The organism is Cellulomonas sp. EB106-03-03-XG116 (assembly GCF_058792015.1).
Window position 1 is genome coordinate 1 of the sequence record NZ_JBYTEP010000056.1, and the last position, 22,309, is coordinate 22,309.

The window sequence follows — 22,309 nt, forward strand, 5'->3', positions numbered from 1 at the left end:
ATGGCTTTCGTCGGAAGCGTAAGGGGGGGAGAAGAGACAGGCCCGCGCCCCGCGCGCGGGCCCGACAGGAGGCGGTTTGACCCTCTCGGAGGGTCTGCGTATCCTTGAACGTCGGTGCGCTCTGATGGTGAGCCCGGTTGACCCCGGGTCGCTGCGCAGAGGCACCGTTCGTGCGTGACGCCCCAGCGGCGCCGACCTCCCGAGCTCCGCGGCCACCGCGGTGGCGCGCCGGGACCGGCAGCAGGGCGGGGCGCCCCTGAACCTGTAGTTCGACGAGCAGAGATGAGCAGCAACGTGGTGTACGCGATCGTGAAGGCCGGCGGCCGCCAGGAGAAGGTCGCCGTCGGCGACGTCGTCGTCGTCGACCGGCTCGCGGCCGCGGCCGGCGAGACCGTCGAGCTGCCCGCGCTCCTCCTCGTCGACGGCACCGCCGTGACGTCGGACGCCGCGGCGCTCGCCAAGATCAAGGTCACCGCGGAGGTCGTCCGGGACGAGAAGGGCCCGAAGATCGACATCCTGCGGTACAAGAACAAGACCGGCTACCGCCGCCGCCAGGGCCACCGTCAGGCGCTCACCCGCCTCAAGGTCACCGGCATCAAGTGACCTCGCGGGCCTGCCGGCCCGTGACTCCTCCCGTAGACAGCACCGCAGGAAAGCAGGCCTGAGATGGCACACAAGAAGGGCGCGAGCTCCTCGCGCAACGGTCGTGACTCCAACGCCCAGCGTCTCGGCGTCAAGCGCTTCGGCGGCCAGGTCGTCAACGCCGGCGAGATCATCGTCCGCCAGCGCGGCACGCACTTCCACCCCGGCGTGAACGTCGGCCGTGGCGGCGACGACACCCTGTTCGCGCTCGCCGCCGGTGCGGTGCAGTTCGGCACCCGTCGTGGCCGCAAGGTCATCGACATCGTGACGGCGGGCTGACACCGCCGCACCCCCAGCACGCTGGCCGGAGGGGCGCACCGCACGACGCGGTGCGCCCCTCCGTCCGTCCAGGAAGGAACCACCCGCACATGGCCGCGTTCGTCGACCGAGTCGTCCTGCACGCCAGCGGCGGGGACGGCGGCCACGGCTGCGCGTCCATCCACCGCGAGAAGTTCAAGCCGCTCGCCGGCCCCGACGGGGGCAACGGCGGCAACGGCGGCAGCGTGATCCTGGTCGTCGACCCGCAGGTCACGACCCTGCTCGACTACCACCACGCGCCGCACCGGCACGCCCCGTCCGGCACCCAGGGCATGGGCGACCACCGCCAGGGCTCGACGGGCCAGGACCTCGTCCTCCCGGTGCCCGACGGCACCGTCGTGAAGTCCGCCGACGGCGAGGTGCTGGCCGACCTGGTCGGCGCCGGCGCCACGTTCGTCGTCGCCGAGGGCGGCCACGGCGGCCTCGGCAACGCCGCGCTGTCGTCCCCGCGCCGCAAGGCCCCGGGCTTCGCGCTCCTCGGCGAGCCGGGCGACGCCCGCGACGTCGTGCTCGAGCTCAAGACGATCGCCGACGTCGCGCTGGTGGGCTTCCCGAGCGCCGGCAAGTCGTCGCTGGTCGCCGCGATGTCCGCCGCGCGCCCGAAGATCGCCGACTACCCGTTCACGACCCTGGTCCCGAACCTCGGCGTCGTGCAGGCCGGCGACGCGCGGTACACCGTCGCCGACGTCCCGGGCCTGATCCCGGGCGCCAGCGAGGGCAAGGGCCTCGGCCTGGAGTTCCTCCGGCACGTCGAGCGGTGCGCCGTCCTGGTGCACGTCCTCGACTGCGCGACGCTCGAGCCGGGCCGCGACCCGCTCACCGACCTCGACGTCATCGAGGCCGAGCTCGCCGCGTACGCGGGGGACATCGGCATCGAGGGCGGGCGCGTGCCGCTGACCGAGCGCCCGCGCATGGTCGTCCTGAACAAGATCGACGTCCCGGAGGCGCGCGAGCTCGCCGACCTGGTGCGCCCGGAGCTCGAGGCGCGCGGGCTCCGCGTGTTCGAGGTCTCCACCGCGAGCCACGAGGGCCTGCGCCCGCTGACGTTCGCGCTGGCGGAGGTCGTCGAGCAGGCCCGCCGCGACGCGCCGGCCCCCGAGGCCACCCGCGTCGTGCTGCGGCCGAAGGCCGTCGACGAGGCCGGGTTCACGGTCGCGCGCCGCCAGGACGGCGACCACGAGTACTTCCAGGTCCGCGGCACCAAGCCCGAGCGCTGGGTCCGGCAGACCGACTTCGCCAACGACGAGGCCGTGGGCTACCTGGCCGACCGCCTGGCGCGGCTCGGCGTCGAGGAGAAGCTGCTCAAGGCCGGCGCCGTCGCGGGCGCCGAGGTCGTCATCGGCGACGGGCCCAACGCGGTCGTCTTCGACTGGGAGCCGACGCTGATGACCGGGTCCGAGCTGCTCGGCGGCCCCCGCGGCTCCGACGCGCGGCTGGAGGACCAGAGCCGGCCGACCCGCGGGCAGAAGCGCCAGGAGTACAAGGAGCGCATGGACGCCAAGGCGGAGGCGCGCGCGGAGCTGTGGACCGAGCGCGAGGCCGGCCTCTGGCGCGAGGACTGACCCGACCCGTTCCCGGGCTGCGCCCGGTCGACAGTGGAACGTCGTGACCGACACGCCGAGGGCGTGTTCGTCACGACGTTCCACTGTCGGCAGGTGTGAGGCGTCCCGGTCCGCGAACGCGACCCCGTCCCGGTCCGCGCCCGGGGGATGATGCTCCCCGTGAGTGCCGCCGCCCTGTCCGACCGCCGCCTGCTGCCCGAGGTCCGCCGCGTGGTGGTCAAGGTCGGCTCCTCGTCGCTCACGGACGGCGACGGCAAGCTCGACCCGGCCCGGTTGCGGGCGCTCGTCGACGTGCTCGCCGCCCGGGTGAACGGCGGGCACCAGGTCGTCCTGGTGTCGTCCGGCGCGATCGCGACCGGCATGGACCCGCTCGGCCTCGCTCGGCGGCCCCGGGACCTCGCGACCCAGCAGGCCGCGGCGTCGGTGGGGCAGGGGCTGCTGGTCGCGCACTACACCCGCGCGTTCCACGAGCACGGGCTGCGGGTCGGCCAGGTGCTGCTCACCGCCGACGACACGATGCGGCGCACCCAGTACCGCAACGCGCAGCGCGCGCTGGAGCGGCTGCTCGACCTCGGCGTCGTGCCGATCGTCAACGAGAACGACACGGTCGCCACGGACGAGATCCGGTTCGGCGACAACGACCGGCTGGCCGCGCTGGTGTCGCACCTGGTGCACGCCGACGCGATGGCGCTGCTGACGGACGTCGACGGGCTGTACACCGGGCCGCCGGACCGCGAGGGCTCGCGCCGCATCGCCGAGGTGCGCGGACCCAAGGACCTGGACGGGATCGACGTGTCCGCGCGCGGGTCCCGGGTCGGCACCGGCGGCATGGTGACCAAGCTCGAGTCGGTGGCGATCGCGACGGCCTCGGGCGTGCCGGTCGTGCTGACCTCGGCCGCGCAGGTCGCCCCGGCGCTGGCCGGCAAGGACGTCGGCACCTGGTTCGCGGCCACCGGCAAGCGCGCCTCGACCCGGCTGATGTGGTTGGCGTACGCCGCGCGGACGCACGGGCGGCTCGTGCTGGACGACGGCGCGGTGAAGGCCGTCGTCGAGCGGGGCACGTCGCTGCTGCCCGCCGGGGTGACCGCGGTCCACGGCGAGTTCGAGGCCGGCGACCCGGTGGAGATCGTCGCCGCCGACGGCACGGTGGTGGCGCGCGGGCTGGTCGCGTACTCGTCGCAGGAGGCGCCCGACCTGCTGGGCCGGAGCACGTCCGAGCTCCGCGCCGAGCTGGGCGAGGGGTACGACCGCGAGCTCGTGCACCGCGACGACCTGGTGCTGGTGCGGCGCCGGCGCTGAGCCGGGTCGCGCCGGCGCTGAGACGCCCGCGGGACGCCCGCGCGTCCGGGACTAGGCTGGTGCGATGACCACCTCGCTCGACGCCCCGGCCACGGACGGGGCCCAGCCCTCCGCCGTGCCCGCCGCGCCGTCGGCCGACGACGTCACCGCCCAGGTGCTCGCCGTGGCCCGGCGCGCCAAGGAGGCGTCCCGCGCCCTGGCCGTCGCGACCCGCGGCGCCAAGGACGCGGCGCTGCACGCGCTCGCCGACGCCCTGGTCGCGCACGCCGACGCGATCGTCGCCGCCAACGCCGAGGACCTGGACCGCGGCCGCGCGGACGGGATCTCGGACGGCCTGCTCGACCGGCTCGCCCTGACCCCCGCGCGGATCGAGGCGATCGCCGGCGCGCTGCGCGAGGTCGCGGCGCTGCCCGACCCCGTCGGCGAGGTCGTGCGCGGCTCGACGCTGCCGAACGGCCTGCGGATGCGCCAGGTGCGCGTGCCGATGGGCGTCGTCGGGATGATCTACGAGGCGCGGCCGAACGTCACGGTCGACGCCGTGGGCCTGACGCTCAAGAGCGGCAACGCGGTCGTGCTGCGCGGCGGCTCGGCGGCGGCCCGCAGCAACGCCGTGATCGTCGACGTGCTGCGCGCCGCGCTCGAGGCGCAGGGCCTGCCTGCCGACCTCGTGCAGTCGGTCGACCCCTGGGGCCGCGCCGGCGGCGTCGCGCTCATGCACGCGCGCGGGCTCGTCGACGTCCTGGTGCCGCGCGGCGGCGCCGGCCTCATCCAGACCGTCGTCCGCGAGGCCACCGTGCCCGTGATCGAGACCGGCGTCGGCAACGTGCACGTCTACGTGGACGCCACCGCGGACCCGGCCGTCGCGCTGCCGATCCTGCTGAACGCCAAGACCCAGCGCGTCGGGGTGTGCAACGCCGCCGAGACGCTGCTCGTGCACCGCGACGCCGCCGACGCGTTCCTGCCGTCCGCGCTGACCGCGCTGGCGGAGGCCGGCGTGACCGTGCACGGCGACGCCGCGACCGCCGCCGCCGCGCCCGCCGGGGTCGAGGTCGTGCCCGCCACCGACGAGGACTGGGCGACCGAGTACCTGTCGCTCGACCTCGCGGTGCGCGTCGTCGACGACCTGGACACGGCGCTGGACCACATCCGCACCTGGAGCTCCGGCCACACCGAGGCGATCGTCACCCGCGACCTGGCCGCCTCCGAGCGGTTCGTCGCCGAGGTCGACTCCGCGGCCGTCATGGTGAACGCCTCGACGCGGTTCACCGACGGCGGCCAGCTGGGGCTCGGCGCGGAGATCGGCATCTCCACCCAGAAGCTGCACGCCCGCGGGCCGATGGGCCTCGGCGAGCTGACCACCACCAAGTGGGTGGTGCACGGCGACGGGCACGTGCGGCCCTGACCCCGCGTCCGGCGGGCGACCCGCCGGACGTGCGACACTTGACCCTCACTTCGACCCGTCCGGGAGGACCACGTGAACGCTGCGCTGCGCGTCGCCGAGACCGCCGCCGAGCACACGACCGAGCTGCCGTTCTCGCCCGTGGTGTTCGGCATCACCGCCTTCGGCGTCCTCATCGCCCTGCTGCTCGTGACCTTCGCCTTCCGGAGCGTCGGCACGCGCCACGACTGAGCCGGCAGCAGACGGGGACCCGCATCCGATGACGCAGCGACGAGCCCGGCTGGGCGTGATGGGCGGCACCTTCGACCCCATCCACCACGGCCACCTCGTCGCCGCCAGCGAGGTCGCCGCGCGGTTCGACCTCGACGAGGTCGTGTTCGTGCCGACCGGTGCGCCGTCCTTCAAGCAGGACGTCGACGTCACGCCGGCCGAGCACCGGTACCTCATGACCGTCATCGCGACGGCGTCGAACCCGCGGTTCACCGTCAGCCGCGTCGACATCGACCGGCCCGGCCTGACGTACACCGTCGACACCCTGCGGGACCTCGCGCACGAGCGGCCCGACGCCGACCTGTACTTCATCACCGGCGCGGACGCCATCGAGCAGATCCTCACCTGGAAGGACTCGCCCGAGCTCTTCGAGCGTGCGCAGTTCGTGGCCGTGACCCGGCCCGGGCACACGCTGACGACCGACGGCCTCCCCGCCGACCGGGTGAGCCAGTGGGAGATCCCGGCGCTCGCCATCTCGTCCACCGACGTGCGCGCCCGCGCGCGCGGCGGCAAGCCCGTCTGGTACCTGGTGCCGGACGGCGTCGTCCAGTACATCGCGAAGCACGGTCTGTACCGGGGGAGCGAGTCGTGATCCACGAGATCGCCCGCCGCGCCCCCGGTCCCGAGGAGGCCCCGAGATGAGCTCGTCCGGCAGCCCGCTGACCCGACGGGAGCTGCGGGAGCGCGAGGCCGCGCGGCTCGCGGAGCAGGAGCGCGCCGCCGCGGCGTCCGCCGCGCCCGAGGCCGGTCAGGCGACCCCGGCGCGCGGCGTCGGCCGGGCGGCCGGCGGTGCGGCTGCGCCGTCGGGCGGCACGCCGACGTCCGGGCCCACGAGCGGGGCGGCCGGTGCGGGCGCACGGAGGTCGGGTGCTGCGGCGCCGGCGCCGGCCACGCCTGCGACGAGCCCGGCTGCGCCTGCGAGCCCGGCTGCCCCTGCGAGCCCGGCCGGCCCAGCGCCCTCCGGCGCGTCGCCGTCCTCGCGGCGCGCGCTGCGCAACCAGCCCGTGTCTGCCGTCGGGCCGGACGGGTCCGCCGCGCCGTACCAGGTGCCCGGCCTCCAGCCCGAGCAGCCCGCGCGCACGCGGCGGTCGATCCGGTCGTCGGACGCGCCGCAGGGCGGTGCGGGCGCGTCGGGTGCCGGCGCCGCGGGTGCCGGTGCCGCGGGTGCTGGTGCTGCGGGCGCTGGCGCTGCGGGCGCTGGCGCCGGCGCCACGGGCGCTCGTGCCGGTGCCGGTGCCGCCGCGGCCCCGCGCCCGTCGTCCCCCGCGGCGGCTCCACGCGTGCCCGACCTGTGGGCTGCGGCCCAGCGGGATGCCGGCGGGTCCGGCGCGCCGTCGCCGGCCGCGCCGTCGTCCCCGGCGGGCGCCGGTGCGCCCCCGTCGCCCGCGGCCGGCCCCGCCCGGCCCGCTGCCGGGCCGTCCCGGATCTCCGGGCGCGGGGACCGCGCGCCCTCGGCCGGCTCGCCGGCCGCACCCGCACCCGCGACGCCGGGTGCCCCGGCCGGTGCCGCACCCTCGGGCGCGCCCGCGCCGTGGGCCCGGACCGGTGCGGCCGTCCCCGGCCAGGCGCCGGCCGCCGAGCGGTCCGCGGCCTCCCCGGCGCCGGACCAGCAGCCCGCCCGCCGGAGCGCCACGAGCTCGCCCGGCCGCTCGTGGCCGCCCGCCGCGCCGTCGACCGGTGCCGGTGCCGCGTCGCCGACCGCCGCCGCGGGCGCGTCCGCCGCGCCCGGCCCGGCGCCGGCGGCCCCGGGGCAGCAGCGTCCCGCCGCGCCCGGCTCGAGCCCGGCGTCACCCGGTCAGCAGCGCGCTGCCGGGACCTCCTCGTGGACCGCCTCCGGCGCGTCCTGGCGCCCGGTGCCCGGCGACGCCGCGCCGGCCGGTACCGGGACGACGGCGCTGCCGACGACCGGCTCCGCCGCCGCGAGCGCCGCGACCGCGTCCGCCTCGACCGCGACTACCCGGGGCTCCGCGGTGCCGGCCGCCCCGGCGACGCAGGACCGGTCGCCCGCCGGCCCCGCGCGCACGGCGCCTGCGACGTCGGCCTCCGCGGCACCGGCCCCGGCCGCCCCCGCGCCGCGGACGGCCGCCGAGGACGACGACGAGGCCCCCGTCCCGCAGTGGCAGAGCCTGCTGCGCGCGATGGCGCCCGCGCCGCTGCCCGAGGACGAGGCCGAGATCACCGACGCCACCGGCGACATGCTCCGCGGCGTGCACGCGGACGAGGAGATCGACGAGATCGACGAGCAGCCCGAGCGGCTGCGCAAGCCCCTGCCGTACACCTGGCTGCAGTGGATCATCCTGGCGGTCGTCGCGTTCGTGCTCGGCTTCCTCATCATCTTCGTCGCGAACACCGCGACCAACGGCGCAGGGCCCGACGTGCCCGCCGCCGCGGCGACGGCGCCGGACGCCGCGCCCGCACCCTGACCTGCAGCACCCGACCCACCCGAACCACCCCGAGGAGACCCGTGTCGGCCACCGACCGCGCCATCGAGCTCACCGTGGCGGCGGCCCGCGCCGCCGCCGACCTCAAGGCCCAGGAGATCATCGCCCTGGACGTCAGCGGGCAGCTCGTGCTGACCGACGCGTTCCTGATCGCCTCCGGCACCAACGAGCGGCAGGTCGGCGCGATCGTCGACGCCGTCGAGGAGTCGCTGCACAAGCTCGGCGCCAAGCCGCTGCGCCGCGAGGGCAAGTCCGAGGGCCGCTGGGTCCTCATCGACTTCGGCGACGTCGTCGTGCACGTGCAGCACGCCGAGGACCGCACCTACTACGCGCTCGAGCGCCTGTGGAAGGACTGCCCGGTCATCGAGCTGCCGGCCGACGTGCACGGCACCCCCGAGGGCGACGGGGCGGGGGAGTGACCGCCGGGCGCGTCGTCCTCTGGCGGCACGGGCGCACCGCGCACAACGCCGCGGCGCGCCTGCAGGGCCAGTCGGACATCCCGCTGGACGACGTGGGCGTCTGGCAGGCCGAGACGGCCGCGGCCGCGCTCGCCAGCCGGTACGCCCCGACGCGGATCATCGCCTCGGACCTCGGCCGCGCCCGGTCGACCGCCGAGGCGCTGTCCGCGCGCACCGGCCTGCCCGTGCACACCGACCCGCGGGTCCGGGAGCGGTCGTTCGGCGACTGGGAGGGCCTGACGTCGGCGGAGATCGCCGAGCGCTGGCCCGAGCAGCACGCCGCCTGGCGCGCGGGCCGCGAGCCGGAGCGCGTGGGCGCCGAGACCCGCGCCGAGGTCCAGGCCCGCATGGTCCGGGCGATCGAGGAGCAGGCGGGCGCGCTGGAGGCCGACGACACCCTGGTCGTCGTGTCGCACGGCGCCGCGATCACCCTCGGCCTCGTCGGCCTGCTCGGCCTGTCCGCGGAGTGGAAGGGCGTCTCCGGCATGTCGAACGCCCACTGGGCGGAGGTCCAGCCCGGCCGCCCCGGCTCGGGCCTGGCGTGGCGGCTGGAGGCCCTGAACGTCGGTCCGGTGCACGCGTCGTCCGACTGGAACGCCGGCCCGGACCGGGTCGACCGCGGCATGGACGAGGAGGTCCGCGATCCGGCCTGACCAGCCGATTCGCATCTTCCGCCAGGTTCGATTAGAGTTCAGGACGCCCGCTCAGCGGGACGGGAGACGGCCGGAAGGCCTGATCACGGGGCTGTGGCGCAGCTGGTAGCGCACCTGCATGGCATGCAGGGGGTCAGGGGTTCGAGTCCCCTCAGCTCCACAACGGAAGCGGGCGGGAGCGGAAGCTCTCGCCCGCTTCGTGGTTCCGGGACGGTCGGAGGAGCCCAGGCCGGGGGGGGTCACGGTGACTCAGCGCGAGGTCGTCGCCGTCCGCGATGCCGCGGCGGACGACGTGCGGCGGATCTGCGCGTTCGGCGCCGCCCACGTCCCGGCGCACTACGCGCCGTTGATCGGTGCCGCGGCCGCGGAGCGGCAGGTGACGCGCTGGTGGGGCGAGGCGCAGATCGAGCCCGCCGTGTCCGGCGGTCTGGTCGTCGTCGCGGAGGCGGCCGGCCGGCTCGTCGGGGTCGCGCAGCGCGGGCGCCACGGTGCCGACCACGTCCTGTACAAGCTCTACCTCGACCCGGGCTCACGCGGGCTCGGGCTCGGGCCCCGGCTGATCGAGGCCGTCATCCAGCGGCTGCCGGCCGACGCGAGCAGGTTGTTCGTCGAGCACGTCGCGAGCAACACGCGGGCCGGGGCCTTCTACGCACGCGAGGGCTTCGTCGTGGAGCGGGTCGAGCGGAGCGGCACCAGCGCCGCCCTCGACGTGGTGTGGCGCGTGCGTCACCTCGAGCGCGGGACGGCGGACCCGCGCGGCGCGTGACGACGTCACCGGCCGTCGGACCCGCGCGGCGCGTGACGACGTCACCGGCCGTCGGACCCCGCCGCGTCCGATGCATCCCGTCGACCCTCGCCCGCCATCCCGCCCAGCGCCGCCGTCCCCGCCCGCAGCACCTCGACGATCCGGTCCACGTCGTACACCGCCCCGCCCCACGTGCCGCCGCTGGCCTCCTGCAGCGCCGCCCACAGGCGGGTGTCGTCGGGCAGCTGCGGGTGCGGCGCGAGCCCGGGGTGCGGCTCCCGCGCGGCGAGCACGCGGGCGCCCTCCTCGGGCGTGAGCGGCGCGGACGCGTCGCCGACGTAGTCCACGCGGCCCTCCAGCCCGGCGACGTCGACGCGGATCCGCACGAGGTCGCCGTCACGCAGCCGCCCGATCGGGCCGCCGGCCAGCGCCTCCGGGCCCACGTGCCCGAGGCAGGCGCCCGTGGAGACGCCGGAGAACCGCGCGTCCGTGATCAGCGAGATGTCCCGCCCGTAGCTGAGGTGCTTGAGGGCGGAGGTGACCTGGTAGGTCTCCTCCATGCCGGTGCCGAGCGGGCCGCCGCCCATGACGACCATGACGTCGCCCGGGGCGACCTCGCGGGCCTTGATCGCGGCGATCGCCTCGGCCTCGGACGTGAACACGCGGGCCGGGCCGACGTGCTCGAAGACGTCGCCGTCGAGCCGGGCCGGGTCGATCGCGGTGGACTTGATGACCGACCCCTCGGGCGCGAGGTTGCCGGTGGGGAACGCGGTCGTCGGCATCAGCCCGCGGCGGCGGGCCGCGGGCGGGCTCATGATCACGTCGTCGGGGTCGACGCCCTCCTGGTCCCGGAGGACCTGCCGCAGCCGGGCGCGGCGCTCGGAGCCGGCCCACCAGTCCAGGACGGTGCCGAGGGTCTCGCCGGTGGCGGTGAGCGCGTCGAGGTGCAGCACGCCGAGGTCGCGCAGGTGCAGCATGACCTCCGGGGCGCCGCCGGCCAGGAACATCCGGACGGTGGGGTGCTGGACGGGGCCGTTCGGCAGCACGCTGACCAGGCGGGGGACCGCGCGGTTCACGCGCAGCCAGTCCGCGACGGACGGCCGCGGCACGCCCGCGGCGTGCGCGATCGCCGGCAGGTGCAGCAGGAGGTTCGTCGAGCCGCCGATCGCCGCGTGCACCGCCATGGCGTTCTCGAACGCCTCGGGGGTGAGCACGTCCCGGGTGGTGAGCCCGAGCGAGCGCTGCCGGAGCACGGCGAGCGCCGACTGCCGCGCGACCTCGGCCCAGACCGGCTCGCCGGACGGGGCGAGGGCGGAGTGCGGGAGCGCCAGGCCGAGTGCCTCGGCGATCACCTGGCTGGTGCCCGCGGTGCCGAGGAAGTGGCAGCCGCCGCCGGGGGAGGCGCAGGCGCGGCAGCCGGCCTCGGCGGCGTCCTCCAGGGAGAGCTCGCCGTTGGCGAACCGGGCGCCGATGGTCTGGACGCGCGCCAGGTCCTCGCCGCGGGTCGGGGGCAGCGTGACGCCGCCGGGCACCAGGACGGTCGGCAGGTCGTGCTGGGACGCCAGCGCCATCATCGTGGCGGGCAGGCCCTTGTCGCAGGTGGCGACGCCCAGGACGGCGGACCGGGTGGGCAAGGACCGGATCAGGCGGCGCATGACGGTCGCGGCGTCGTTCCGGTACGGCAGGGAGTCGAACATGCCGGTGGTGCCCTGCGAGCGGCCGTCGCACTGGTCGGAGACGAACGTGGCGAACGGCAGCCCGCCCTCCACCGCGACGGTCTCGGCCGCCGCGCGCACCTGGTCGACGAGCTCGAAGTGCCCCGAGTGCAGCCCGAGCGCGATCGGCTCGCCGGACTCGGACCGCAGGCCGCCGGCGGTCGACACGATCATCACCTGCGGCCCGAGCAGGTTCGCCCGGGGCCAGCCCATGCCGGCGTTCTGCGTCATGCCGAACACGTCGCCGCTCGGCGACCGGCGGAGCCCGTCCGCGGTCAGCGGCAGCCGCCCGGACGGCCCGTCGGCGTGCGAGCGCAGCGCGTAGATGCCGTCGTGCGGCTCCAGCAGCTGCTCCCAGGCGGTCACGGGAGGTCCTCGACCGTCGCCATCAGCGCCGCGAGAGCCTCGGCCTGCTCGGGGGTGGCCGGCAGGTGCGGGGCGGTCGAGTGGTGCTCGAGCCGGACGCCCCGGCCGACCATGCCCTCCTTGAGCAGCGGGAAGAACGGCGCGCCGAGCGCGTACACCCCCATGAGCACGTCGATGCGGCGCTGCGCCGTGGCGATCGCCGCCGCGTCCCCGGAGTCGACGGCCCGCACGTAGGCGGCGCAGTACTCGGGGTACAGGTTGGCCAGCCCGCCGATGGCCCCGGCACCGCCGGACGTCACGACGTGGTGCAGGTTCTCGTCGAACCCGGCGAACACCCGGAAGTCCGGGAACTCCGTCAGCAGCTCGGTGAGCAGGCGCCGGGTGTGGCCGACCTCGAGCACGGTGTCCTTGTAGCCGACGATGTTCGGGTGCCGGCGCAGCAGCCGGCGGGTCACCTCGGGGCCCAGGTCGTAGCCGGTGCGGGCGGGGAAGTTGTACAGGTAGAGGTCCCCGGGCACCTGCGACGCGACCGCCGAGAAGTACGCCTCGACGGCTGCGTCCTCGAGCGCGAAGTAGTACGGGCTGACCACCATCACCGCGGGCGCCCCGGCGTCGAGCGCGTACCGGCTGAGCTCGACGGTGTCGTCGACCCGGAGGCACCCGGTGCCGACGATGAGGTCGCCGCGCGGCAGCACGTGCTCCACGGCGAGGTCGATCAGCTCGCGCTTCTGCTCGGGCCGCAGGGCGAAGAACTCGCCGGTGCTGCCGAGGAGCACGATGCCGTCGACGCCGCCGTCGAGGATGTGCTCCCAGACGGCCAGGTTGCCGTCGCGGTCGAGGGTGCCGTCGGCGTGCAGCGCCGTCACGGCAGGGGCGTGGAACTGGGCCATCGCGATCACCAGACCCGGACGCGCGCGGCGCCGTCGTGGAGGCGGGCCAGCGGGCCCGGCGGGTGGGGGGAACCGGGCTCCTTGCGGTGCCCGACCAGGTCGAGGTCCGCGACGACGGGGGTGCCGTCGGGGTTCTCGTAGGCCGCCCCCACGACCCGCACGTGCCCGAGGTCCGGGTGCACGGCGTCGACCAGGGGAGCGGTGAGCCCGACGGGGAGGTCGGTCTCCAGGTGCACCTCCGCGCCGGAGTCCACGACCCGCACCGTGGCGGGCCCGTCGACGACCCGGGCGCCGGTCTCGTGGGCGGCCGGGCGGGCGCCGTCGGCGTACGCGTTCGACCAGACGTACGCGGCCTGCCGCTCCAGGTGGAACCGCGAGTGGTCGCCCGCGCCGGTGGCGGTGCCGATGCGCTCGGTGTACTCCGCCCAGGACCCCGGCGCCCCGTCGTAGGCGTGCGTGCCGTTCGACTCCGGCGGGAAGTCCGGCAGCAGCATCGGGGCGTCCGCCGCGTAGACGCCGTGCCGCGCCCCGACGAACAGGTTGCCGGCGTACCGGTCGTCGCCGCCGTACACGAACGCGTACCCGGCGACCTGCGTGGAGTGCGGCACGTGGTAGGGCGTGGCCCGGTCCAGCACCGGCTGCACGCGCAGGACGCCCAGCACGAGGTTGTGCAGGAACGCGGTGCCCTGGCTGAGCAGCTCGATCGCGATGGGGGAGGCCAGCACGTTGTGGTCGACGACCGCGGGGCCGTGGGCCACCTCGACGAACAGGTCCCGGATGTTGCGGTAGAGCAGGTTCCGGGTGACCCGAGCGCCCTGGGCCTGCCAGTCCAGCCAGATGCCGAGCGTGGTGTCGTGCACCCGGTTGTGCTCGATGGTCACGTCGATCGGGGCGTGCAGCTTGATCCCCGCGACCTCGTACCCGGAGAACTCGTGCTTGGTCCCGATGTGGTGGATGTGGTTGTCCGCGATGGTGGAGAACGCGCAGCCCAGGTGGCCGACGACGCCGTTCTGCCCGCAGTCGCGGATCTCGTTGCGGCGGACGACGTGCGAGCCGACGTGCTCGCGCTCCCAGCCCTGGTGCAGCGCGGTGAACACGGCCTCGAGCTGGTACTGGTAGCCGGGCTTGTCGCCGAGGACGAACGACTCGTTGTCGCCGCTCGCGGCGTCCTTCCCGAGGGAGACGCCGGCGCACTTCGAGTCGCGGACCAGGTTGTCCTCGATCACCCAGCCTCTCGCCCAGCGCGGCCCGACGAGCCCGAGCTGGTCGGCGGTCGGCGGCGCCCAGGGGGTGGCGGCCTGCGCGAGCTCGAAGCCGCGGACGGTGATGTAGTCGACGTGCGCGCGCTCGGGCGTGAACACCGACGGGCGGACGTTGACCTCGACGACCTCCGCGGTCGGGTCCGCACCGCCGAAGTTCGCCCAGACGGTCGTGACGTCCGCGCCCACCTCGGCGTACCAGACCAGGACGGTCCGGTCGGGGTCGACCAGCGGCGTGTCGAGCGCCGTCCACTGGTAGCGCACGTGCGTGCGGCGCTCGGGGTGGTCGACGGCCGCGCGGTCGTGCACCTCGTGCAGGGACCGGCCGGCCAGGTAGACGTCGCCGCGGTGCGCGAGGGGGGCGCCGGGGCTGGTGTGCAGCCAGTCGCCGGCGACCGGCTCGTCGAACGGGTTGAGGTCGCCGAACAGGGTGTTCGGGATCTCCGCCCGCCACACGTCGCCCCGCTCGCGCACCCAGCCGGTGACGACCTCGGCCCCGGTGATGACCACGTGCTCGCCGGGCGCCGCCTCGAACGTGATCCGGCGGTCGTCGGCGACGCCGCCGCGCGGGGGGCGCACCCACTCGCGGTAGGTGCCGGCGTGCACGCGGACGGTGTCGCCGGGGCGCGCCGCGCGCGCCGCCCGCTGGACGGTGCGGAACGGGGCGCCGGGGCTCCCGTCCGCGCGGTCGGAGCCGGTCACGGCGACGTGGAGCGTGGTCAACGGGGGCGTCCTTCGGTCGGAGCGGTGCGGGCGGTGGCCGGCGCCCCATCGCGAAACAGTTTCCGCCCCGGTGCGTCGACCCGCCGACCCTACGACGGCGGAGCGGGGCGGCGGAAGGCCGAACACCCGCTTTCGCGCCGGAAAGAGTTTCGCTAGCGTGTCCGGCATGTCGACCACGGACCGCCGGCCCACCCTCGAGCAGGTCGCCGCGGCGGCCGGCGTGTCCACCTCCACGGCGTCGAAGGTGCTGAACGGCCGGCCGGGGATCTCGCCGGGCACGCGGCGCCGCGTCGAGGAGGCCATCGACCACCTCGGCTACGCGCCGACCACGGGGCCGCGCGCGGGCACCGCCCCGCTCGGCGTCGCGGTCGTGTTCCGCACGCTCGCGGACGTGTACGCCCTCCGGGTGCTCGAGGGGGTGGTCGCCTCCGCCCGGGAGCACGGGATCGAGGTCGTGGTGGACGTGCTCGACGCGGGCCCCGCCGACGGCGACGCGACGCCGCTGTCGCCGGCGTGGATCCGGCGCCAGGCCGTGGGCGACCGCGCGGGCGTCGTGCTCGTCACGACGCAGCCCACCGACGCCCAGCGCGACCTGCTGCGGGCGCTCGGGGTGCCCACCGTGCACATCGACCCGGTGAACCCGATGGACGACTCGACGGTGTCGGTCGGGTCGACCAACTTCTCGGGCGGCGTGCAGGCCACCCGGCACCTGCTGGAGCTCGGCCACCGCCGGATCGCGTTCGCGGGCGGCGCGCCCGCGTTCCTGCCGTCGGCCGAGCGGCTGCAGGGGTACCTGAGCATGATGCGCGCCGGCGACGGGCAGGTGGACGAGGCGCTGGTGCGCTCGCGGGCGCACACCTTCGAGGCCGGCCTGGCGATCGGCGACGAGCTCCTCGAGCTGCCCGAGCCGCCGACGGCGGTGTTCGCGGCGTCGGACTCGATCGCGCTCGGCGTCCTGGCGTCCGCGCAGCGGCACGGGCTGCGGGTGCCGCAGGACCTGTCCGTGGTCGGGTTCGACGACAGCTCCGCGGCCGCGTCCGCGGCGCCGCCGCTGACCACCGTGCGGCAGCCCGTGGTGGAGATGGGGCGGGTCGCGCTGCGGACGCTGCTCCAGCTGGCCCGGGGGGAGCGGGTCGACTCCCACCACGTCCAGCTGTCGACCGCGCTCGTGGTCCGGGAGTCGACGGCGCCGCCCGCGGCGGGCTGAGCCGGCGCGACGCCGGCTCCGGGCTCAGGCCGGCGCCGGACCCGTGCTGGCGCGGACGGTCAGCGAGGTGGCCAGCTCGACGCGCGGCGAGGCGGGGTGCCGCCCCTCGGTCATCGCGAGCACCGTCCGGACCGCCATCCGACCCATGTCGCCGAGGTGCTGGTGCACGGTCGTGAGCGGGGGCGTGGTCCAGGCCGCCTGCGGGGTGTCGTCGAACCCCGACACGCTCAGCCGCCCGGGCACGGGCACGCCGAGCGCGTGCGCGGCGGCGAGCACGCCGACCGCGATCTCGTCGTCCGCGGCCATGATCGCCGTCGGCGGCTCCGCGGACGTGAGCAGCTCGTGCGCGTACCGGGTGCCGTTGTCGACGGTGAACTGGTCGGAGCGGACGAGCGCCGGGTCGGGCTCGATCCCGGCGGCGTCCAGCGCGGCGCGGTAGCCGTAGAGGCGCTCGCGGGCCGCGTCGGAGTCCTCGGGCCCGCCGATCCAGCCGATGCGCCGGTGGCCGAGGCCGAGGAGGTGCTCGGTCGCGGCGCGGGCGCCGTCCCAGTTGCTCGACCCGACGCTCACCAGGCGGCGGTCCCGGGTGCCGACGGGGTCGACCATGACGAACGGCAGGGACGCGTCGGCCGCGGCGCGGATGAGGGCGTCCGGCCGGGAGAGCGTGAGCCCGACGACGCCGCCGACGCCGACCGCGAGCAGGTCGGCCACCCAGTCGCGGGCGACCGCCGGCTGCGTGCGGGTGTCCCGGTCGGGGGCCAGCCGCGTCAGCAGGTCCACGGCCTCGTCGGTCGCTGCCGCGAGCGAGCCCTGGAAGACGCCGAGGATGTAGGGCGACGCCGGGAGGTCGAACACGACGGCCAGCGCGCGCCGGTCGTGCGGGTGCGCGGGGCCCGGTGCGGGGCGGTACCCGATGGTGGCCACGGCGTCGAGGACGCGCTCGCGGGTCTCCGCCGAGACGTCGTCGCGGCCGTTGAGCGCCTTGGACACCGTCGCCTTGGACACGCCCGCGGCGACCGCGACGTCGGACAGGGTGGCGCGCCTCCCGGCCGCACTCGTCATGGCTCTCCTTCGACCCGAAACTGTTTCGTGACTCTATAACGGTCCCGGCACGGCTGGGCCGGGTTTCACCCGGGGTGTTGCCGCCGGGGCCGCTCGTATCCTACGGTCGGGTTCCCGATACGAGTTGCGAAACCGTTTCGGACTCCAGCGGGCCGCACCGGAGCCGCCCGCGCCGACCGAAGGAGGTCTGCGTGTCTGTCGAGGCACCGCCGTCGACCCTGCTGATCGACGACCGACGCCCGTCCGACCAGCCGCTGCGCCACGTGTGGAGCGAGTGCCTGGGGGCCGGCCGCGCCAACGAGGCGCTCCGCGCCGACTGGCAGGGCCAGTTCCGCGAGGCCGTCCGCGTCCTGGGCGCGCGCCACGTGCGGTTCCACGGCGTGTTCCACGACGACATGTTCGTCTACCGCGCCTCGAACGGCGGCGGGTTCGGCCCGCCGACTCCGCTGGCCGAGCCGGTCTACACCTACGCGTACGTCGACAAGGTGTTCGACGCGATCCTCGACGCGGGGGCCCGCCCGTTCGTGGAGCTCGGGTTCATGCCGCGGGAGCTCGCGCGGGACACCGAGACGCTGTTCTGGTGGAAGGCCCACGGCAGCCCGCCGACGGACATGGGTGCCTGGGTCGAGCTGGTCACGACCACCGTCCGGCACTGGATCGACCGCTACGGCCTGGACGAGGTCCGGCAGTGGCCGTTCGAGGTCTGGAACGAGCCCAACCTGGTCCCGCACTTCTGGACCGGCACCCGGTCCGAGTACTTCGCGCTGTACGAGGCCACGGCCCGCGCCCTCAAGGCGATCGACCCCGGGCTGCGCGTGGGCGGGCCGTCGTCGTCGGTGTTCGTCGCGGACGCCCGGTACGACGGCGAGTACCACGACAAGTCCGTCGAGGCCGCGACCGCCGAGGCCGACGACCCGGACGCGCTGCCCTGGAAGCCGGTGTGGATCAACGAGCTCATCGCGTTCTGCGCCGAGCGCGACCTGCCGCTCGACTTCCTGTCCACCCACCTGTACCCGACGGACTTCGCGTTCGACACCCAGGGCGTGGGCCGGCCCATCAGCCGGAACCGCGACGCCACCCGCGACGACCTGCTGCACCTGCGCGCGCTGCTCGCGGCCAGCCCGTACCCGGACGCCGAGGTGCACGTCACCGAGTGGTCGACGTCGCCGTCCAGCCGGGACCACATGCACGACACGCTGTTCGCGGCGACGTACATCACCCGGGCGTTCCTGCAGTGCCAGGACCTCGCGGACTCCATCGCGTACTGGACGTTCACCGACGTCTTCGAGGAAGGCGGCGGCGGCATCGGGCCGTTCCACGGCGGCTTCGGCTTCGTCAACGAGCAGGGGCTGCACAAGCCGACCTTCCACGCGATGGCGATGCTCCACCGGCTGGGGAGGAGGATCCTCGCGCAACACGAGCACGGCGTCCTGACCGCCACGGCGGACGGCGGCGTCGCCGGGGTGTTCTTCAACTACCCGGACTCGATGGGCGACCGCTCCGTCGGCGGCGCGACCAGCTACGCCGCCGCCCGCCGCCACCTCGGCGAGGGCCCTGCGCGCCGGGTCACGCACACCGTCTCCGGCCTGCGGCCCGGCGCCGGGTACCGCGTCGAGGTCCTCGACTGGGAGCACGGCAACGTCGCCGAGGAGTGGCACCGCCGCGGCGAGCCGCTCAACCTCAGCCGCCGCGACGTCGCCGAGCTCGCCGCGGTCGCCGACGCCCTGGACCGCCGCACCCTCGCCGTCGCCGACGACGGCGTCCTGACGATCGACCTCGAGCTGCCGGCCTGGGCCGTCGCCTCGATCAGCCCCGCCCCCACCACCCGCTGACGCGGGAGAAACCGAGAGGACCCTCACATGAGGATCACCGCGAAGTCCGCCGGCGCTGTCGCCTTCGCCGCCGCGTCCGCCCTCGCCCTCGCCGCGTGCGGCGGGGGAGGCGGCGGGGCGTCCGAGGAGGCCGGCGAGGACAACAAGCCCGACAAGCTCACCGTGGCCGCCTGGATGGACTTCCCCACCGAGCTGCTCGACTCCTTCGAGGAGGAGACCGGCATCGAGGTCGTCGTCAACCGGTTCCCCGACGGGGCGTCGGCGCAGACGGTGCTGCGCAACGGGCTGTCCTCGGACGGCGCCGGGCTGTCGGACGTGCACCTGGTCGAGCTCGACTGGTGGACCGAGATGATGGCCGTCCCCGAGGACTGGGCCGAGCTGCCCGAGGTCCCGGACCGCTGGGTCGACTGGAAGGTCGCGCAGGGCTCGGTCGACGGCACGATCACCGGCTACGGCACGGACATCGGCCCGCTGGCGATCGCGTTCAACCAGGACATGCTGGCCGGCACCGGGTTGGCCACCGACCCCGAGTCGTTCGGCGAGCTCATCGGCGGGGACGACGCCACCTGGCAGACGTTCCTGGACGCGGGCCGCCAGTACGTCGCGGTGAGCGACAACTACTTCGTCGACTCGCTGACCAACGCGTTCCAGGCGGCGATCAACCTGCTGCCCGCGGCGTTCGAGGACCCGGAGTCGGGCCTGCCGTACGACCTCGCGGACAACACCGAGGTCAAGGACCTGTTCCTGATGTTCGCCGACGCCGCCGAGGACGACATCTCGGCCGGCATCGCGATCGGGCACGCCGACTGGGGCGCCGGGTTCCAGAACCAGCAGTGGGCGAGCGTCGTCACCCCGGCGTGGATGACCGGGATCATCGCGGAGAACGCCGACGGCGTCGACGGCTGGCGGATCGCCAGCACGTTCCCCGAGGGCGGCGGCAACTGGGGCGGCTCGTTCTTCGCGGTCCCGTCGACCGGTCCGAACACCGCCTGGGCGATCGAGCTCGCCGACTACCTGACCACCCCGGACGCGGCGATCGACTGGTTCGACGAGACCGGGCAGTTCCCGTCGCAGCTCGAGGCGATGTCCGCCCCCGAGATCGCGGAGACCGAGAACCCGTTCTTCGGCGACCAGCGCGTCGGGCAGATCTACGGCGACCTGGCCGCGGCCGCGGGGGACGCGGCCGCCGGCGGGTACCGCGGCGAGAACTTCGCGGGCATCCAGACGCTGGTCACGGACGGCATCCGGCTCGTCGAGTCGGACAGCGCCACCGCGCAGCAGGCCTGGGAGTCGGTGGTCGCGGACTTCGACGCGCTCGGCTTCGAGACCGCGGACTGAGCGGCCGACCGTGTCGACCAGGTCGGCCGTCCCACCCGACGCGCGCCGCGTCGGGTGGGGGCAGCGGTTCTCGCGGTGGGACATCAAGGTCTCGCCCTACCTCTACGTCTCGCCCTTCTTCCTGCTGTTCGCGGTGTTCGGGGCCTTCCCGCTCCTGTTCAACGTGGTCGTCGCGGTGCACGACTGGCACCGCCGGGCCGGCATGGGCGACTTCGTCGGGCTCGACAACTTCACCTGGGTGCTCCGGCAGCCGCTGTTCTGGCGGTCGCTGGAGAACACGTTCTCGATCTTCCTGTGGGGCGCCGTCCCGCAGCTGGTCCTCGCGCTGCTGATCGCGGCGGTGCTGGACCAGAACCTGCGGGTGCGGACGTTCTGGCGGATGAGCGTGCTCGTGCCGTTCGTCGTCATGCCGGTCGCCACCGCGATGATCTTCGGGCAGGTGTTCGGGCAGTTCGGGCTGCTGGTGCCGAACCTCCAGGAGCTCGGCCTGCTCACCGGGTCGGACTCGCCCTTCTTCCAGGACCGGTTGCTGTCGCACATGGCCATCGGCTCGATGGTGGTGTTCCGGTGGACCGGCTACAACGCGCTGATCTTCCTCGCCGCGATGCAGGCCGTGCCGCGGGAGCTCTACGAGGCGTCCACCGTGGACGGGGCCGGGAGGCTCCGGCAGTTCTTCTCGGTCACGCTGCCGAGCATCCGGCCGACGATGATCTTCGTGACCCTGACGATGACCATCGGCGGGCTGCAGATCTTCGACGAGGTCCGGCTCTACGACGGCGGCGGGACGGGCGGGGGCAAGGGCGGCGCCGACAACCAGTGGACCACCGTCGTCCTCTACCTCTACGAGCTCGGGTTCGGCGACTGGCAGGACCGCCTCGGCCAGGCCGCGGCGGTCGGCTGGATCTTCGCCGTGATCATCGCGGTGTTCTCCCTGGTGAACTTCCTGCTCACCCGGTCCATCTCGTCGTCGCGGTCCCGGGCGCCCCGGGTCACCCGCGCGCAGCACCGGGCCGCCGTGGCGCGGGCGCGGGCGGTCGCCGCGGCGTCGACCCGGCCCGAGGCGGCCGCGGCCGCCGCCCCCGGCAGGGACGGGCCACCACCCGACGCGCCGGTCCACGACGCCGACGTCCAGGAAGGAGCGAGCCGATGAGCACCGGGTACATCGGGAACACCGCGGGCAAGGGGGCGGTGCGGTACGCGCAGAAGCGCGCGGCCCGCGGCCGGCCCGTCCGGCAGCACGACACCGCGGGGCGCCGCCCCGGGTGGGCGTCGTACCTGTTCCTGCTCGTCGTCGTCGTGGTCTCGGTCTTCCCGCTCTACGCCGCGGCGATGTACGGCTCGTCCACCAGCCAGGAGATCGCCCGGGCGGTCGGCGACCTGCCGACCTGGTTCCCGACGCTCGTCCTGCTGGAGAACTTCCGGGAGGTGGTCACCGCCTCGCAGTTCAACTTCTGGACGGCGTTCGCGAACTCCGTGCTGGTCGCGGTCGCGGTGACCGCGTCCACGGTGTTCTTCTCGACGCTCGCCGGGTTCAGCTTCGCCAAGCTGACGTTCCGGGGCCGGCAGGTCCTCTACGTGACCGTGATCGCCACCATGGCGATCCCGGCGCAGGTCGGCACCATCCCGATGTTCATCATGATGAACGACTTCGGCTGGATCGACTCGCTGGCGGCGCTGACCGTGCCCACGCTGGTCACGGCGTTCGGCGTGTTCTGGATGACCCAGTACCTGCAGGAGGCGCTGCCGTTCGAGCTCGTCGAGGCGGCCCGGGTGGACGGGGCGTCGATGTTCCGCACGTTCTGGTCCATCGCGATGCCCGCGGCGCGGCCGGCGGCCGCCACGCTGGCGCTGTTCACGTTCGTCGGGTCCTGGAACAGCTTCTTCTGGCCGTCGGTCGTGATGCGCTCGCAGCTGACCATGCCGCTCGTGGTGCCGCAGCTCAAGGGCGCGTTCACCAGCGACACCGGCCTGGTGATGTCCGGGGTGTTCCTCGTGGCGGCGCCGCTGCTGGTGGTGTTCGTGGTCGCCGGGAAGCAGCTGGTGTCCGGCGTCATGTCGGGGGCGGTCAAGGGCTGACGCCCGGGGCGTGGGGCGGGGCGGGTCGCGGGGTGCCGCGGACTCCCCCCTCCC

At 75.0% G+C, this 22,309-nt stretch carries 20 protein-coding genes and 1 tRNA gene; 17 read left to right on the forward strand and 4 right to left on the reverse strand.

Annotated features, from left to right (window positions below):
* The first annotated feature begins 294 nt into the window (after positions 1-294).
* From rplU to AC3WUG_RS16545, 12 genes are all read left to right on the forward strand, one after another.
* A complete protein-coding gene (rplU, locus tag AC3WUG_RS16490; protein ID WP_203670265.1) occupies positions 295-603 on the forward strand; it encodes a 50S ribosomal protein L21 in 309 nt (102 codons plus the stop codon).
* A 63-nt stretch (positions 604-666) separates the two neighbouring features.
* The gene (gene rpmA / locus AC3WUG_RS16495) at positions 667-921 is read left to right on the forward strand and encodes a 50S ribosomal protein L27 (RefSeq protein ID WP_147796066.1); all 255 of its coding nucleotides are present in this window, start codon (positions 667-669) and stop codon (positions 919-921) included.
* Between the two features lie 89 nt (positions 922-1,010).
* On the forward strand, positions 1,011-2,522 hold the full coding sequence (gene obgE / locus AC3WUG_RS16500; protein ID WP_492328661.1) for a GTPase ObgE: 1,512 nt from the start codon (positions 1,011-1,013) through the stop codon (positions 2,520-2,522).
* Between the two features lie 150 nt (positions 2,523-2,672).
* Positions 2,673-3,821, forward strand: a complete 1,149-nt coding sequence (gene proB / locus AC3WUG_RS16505; protein WP_492328662.1) for a glutamate 5-kinase — start codon at positions 2,673-2,675, stop codon at positions 3,819-3,821.
* A 64-nt stretch (positions 3,822-3,885) separates the two neighbouring features.
* Positions 3,886-5,223 carry a glutamate-5-semialdehyde dehydrogenase gene (locus AC3WUG_RS16510; RefSeq protein WP_492328663.1) on the forward strand — a complete coding sequence of 446 codons (1,338 nt, stop codon included), beginning with the start codon at positions 3,886-3,888 and terminating at the stop codon, positions 5,221-5,223.
* Positions 5,224-5,295: 72 nt separating this feature from the next.
* Positions 5,296-5,451, forward strand: coding sequence for a hypothetical protein (locus AC3WUG_RS16515; protein WP_166943740.1), 156 nt, complete (start codon positions 5,296-5,298; stop codon positions 5,449-5,451).
* A 28-nt stretch (positions 5,452-5,479) separates the two neighbouring features.
* Entirely contained in the window at positions 5,480-6,082 is a 603-nt protein-coding gene (gene nadD, locus AC3WUG_RS16520; RefSeq protein ID WP_147796070.1) for a nicotinate-nucleotide adenylyltransferase, read from the forward strand.
* A gap of 1,261 nt (positions 6,083-7,343) precedes the next feature.
* A complete protein-coding gene (locus AC3WUG_RS16525) occupies positions 7,344-7,913 on the forward strand; it encodes a hypothetical protein (RefSeq protein WP_492328664.1) in 570 nt (189 codons plus the stop codon).
* Positions 7,914-7,954: 41 nt separating this feature from the next.
* Complete coding sequence (gene rsfS, locus AC3WUG_RS16530; RefSeq protein WP_147796072.1) at positions 7,955-8,350, forward strand: ribosome silencing factor; 396 nt, start codon at positions 7,955-7,957, stop codon at positions 8,348-8,350.
* On the forward strand, positions 8,347-9,042 hold the full coding sequence (locus AC3WUG_RS16535; RefSeq protein ID WP_492328665.1) for a histidine phosphatase family protein: 696 nt from the start codon (positions 8,347-8,349) through the stop codon (positions 9,040-9,042). The genes rsfS and AC3WUG_RS16535 overlap by 4 nt, the downstream gene beginning before the upstream one ends.
* Positions 9,043-9,129: 87 nt before the next feature.
* Positions 9,130-9,202, forward strand: a tRNA-Ala gene (locus AC3WUG_RS16540).
* An 84-nt stretch (positions 9,203-9,286) separates the two neighbouring features.
* The gene (locus tag AC3WUG_RS16545; RefSeq protein ID WP_492328666.1) at positions 9,287-9,808 is read left to right on the forward strand and encodes a GNAT family N-acetyltransferase; all 522 of its coding nucleotides are present in this window, start codon (positions 9,287-9,289) and stop codon (positions 9,806-9,808) included.
* A 41-nt stretch (positions 9,809-9,849) separates the two neighbouring features.
* Here the strand turns inward: AC3WUG_RS16545 and AC3WUG_RS16550 are convergent, their stop codons facing one another.
* Genes AC3WUG_RS16550 through AC3WUG_RS16560 form a run of 3 tightly spaced genes read right to left on the reverse strand, consistent with a single transcriptional unit; the run spans position 9,850 to position 14,740 of the window.
* Entirely contained in the window at positions 9,850-11,868 is a 2,019-nt protein-coding gene (locus AC3WUG_RS16550; RefSeq protein WP_492328667.1) for a YjhG/YagF family D-xylonate dehydratase, read from the reverse strand.
* Positions 11,865-12,758 carry a dihydrodipicolinate synthase family protein gene (locus AC3WUG_RS16555; RefSeq protein ID WP_492328668.1) on the reverse strand — a complete coding sequence of 298 codons (894 nt, stop codon included), beginning with the start codon at positions 12,756-12,758 and terminating at the stop codon, positions 11,865-11,867. The genes AC3WUG_RS16550 and AC3WUG_RS16555 overlap by 4 nt, the downstream gene beginning before the upstream one ends.
* A gap of 5 nt (positions 12,759-12,763) precedes the next feature.
* Positions 12,764-14,740 carry a DUF1565 domain-containing protein gene (locus AC3WUG_RS16560; RefSeq protein ID WP_492328669.1) on the reverse strand — a complete coding sequence of 659 codons (1,977 nt, stop codon included), beginning with the start codon at positions 14,738-14,740 and terminating at the stop codon, positions 12,764-12,766.
* A 166-nt stretch (positions 14,741-14,906) separates the two neighbouring features.
* Here AC3WUG_RS16560 and AC3WUG_RS16565 point away from each other — a divergent pair, with 166 nt between their 5' ends.
* Positions 14,907-15,947, forward strand: coding sequence for a LacI family DNA-binding transcriptional regulator (locus AC3WUG_RS16565; RefSeq protein WP_492328670.1), 1,041 nt, complete (start codon positions 14,907-14,909; stop codon positions 15,945-15,947).
* A 24-nt stretch (positions 15,948-15,971) separates the two neighbouring features.
* Here AC3WUG_RS16565 and AC3WUG_RS16570 read toward each other — a convergent pair whose 3' ends face one another.
* A complete protein-coding gene (locus AC3WUG_RS16570) occupies positions 15,972-17,009 on the reverse strand; it encodes a LacI family DNA-binding transcriptional regulator (RefSeq protein WP_492328671.1) in 1,038 nt (345 codons plus the stop codon).
* Between the two features lie 191 nt (positions 17,010-17,200).
* On the opposite strand from AC3WUG_RS16570, the gene AC3WUG_RS16575 reads away from it, so the two are divergent.
* From AC3WUG_RS16575 to AC3WUG_RS16590, 4 genes are read left to right on the forward strand one after another with little or no spacing between them, the layout of a single operon-like run.
* Positions 17,201-18,841 carry a GH39 family glycosyl hydrolase gene (locus tag AC3WUG_RS16575; protein ID WP_492328672.1) on the forward strand — a complete coding sequence of 547 codons (1,641 nt, stop codon included), beginning with the start codon at positions 17,201-17,203 and terminating at the stop codon, positions 18,839-18,841.
* A 27-nt stretch (positions 18,842-18,868) separates the two neighbouring features.
* A complete protein-coding gene (locus AC3WUG_RS16580) occupies positions 18,869-20,179 on the forward strand; it encodes an extracellular solute-binding protein (RefSeq protein ID WP_492328673.1) in 1,311 nt (436 codons plus the stop codon).
* 10 nt (positions 20,180-20,189) lie between these two features.
* Positions 20,190-21,329 (forward strand): carbohydrate ABC transporter permease, encoded by a 1,140-nt coding sequence (locus AC3WUG_RS16585; RefSeq protein WP_492328674.1) that lies wholly within the window; start codon positions 20,190-20,192, stop codon positions 21,327-21,329.
* Complete coding sequence (locus AC3WUG_RS16590; protein ID WP_492328675.1) at positions 21,326-22,255, forward strand: carbohydrate ABC transporter permease; 930 nt, start codon at positions 21,326-21,328, stop codon at positions 22,253-22,255. Before AC3WUG_RS16585 ends, AC3WUG_RS16590 begins: the two co-directional genes overlap by 4 nt.
* Positions 22,256-22,309 lie beyond the last annotated feature (54 nt).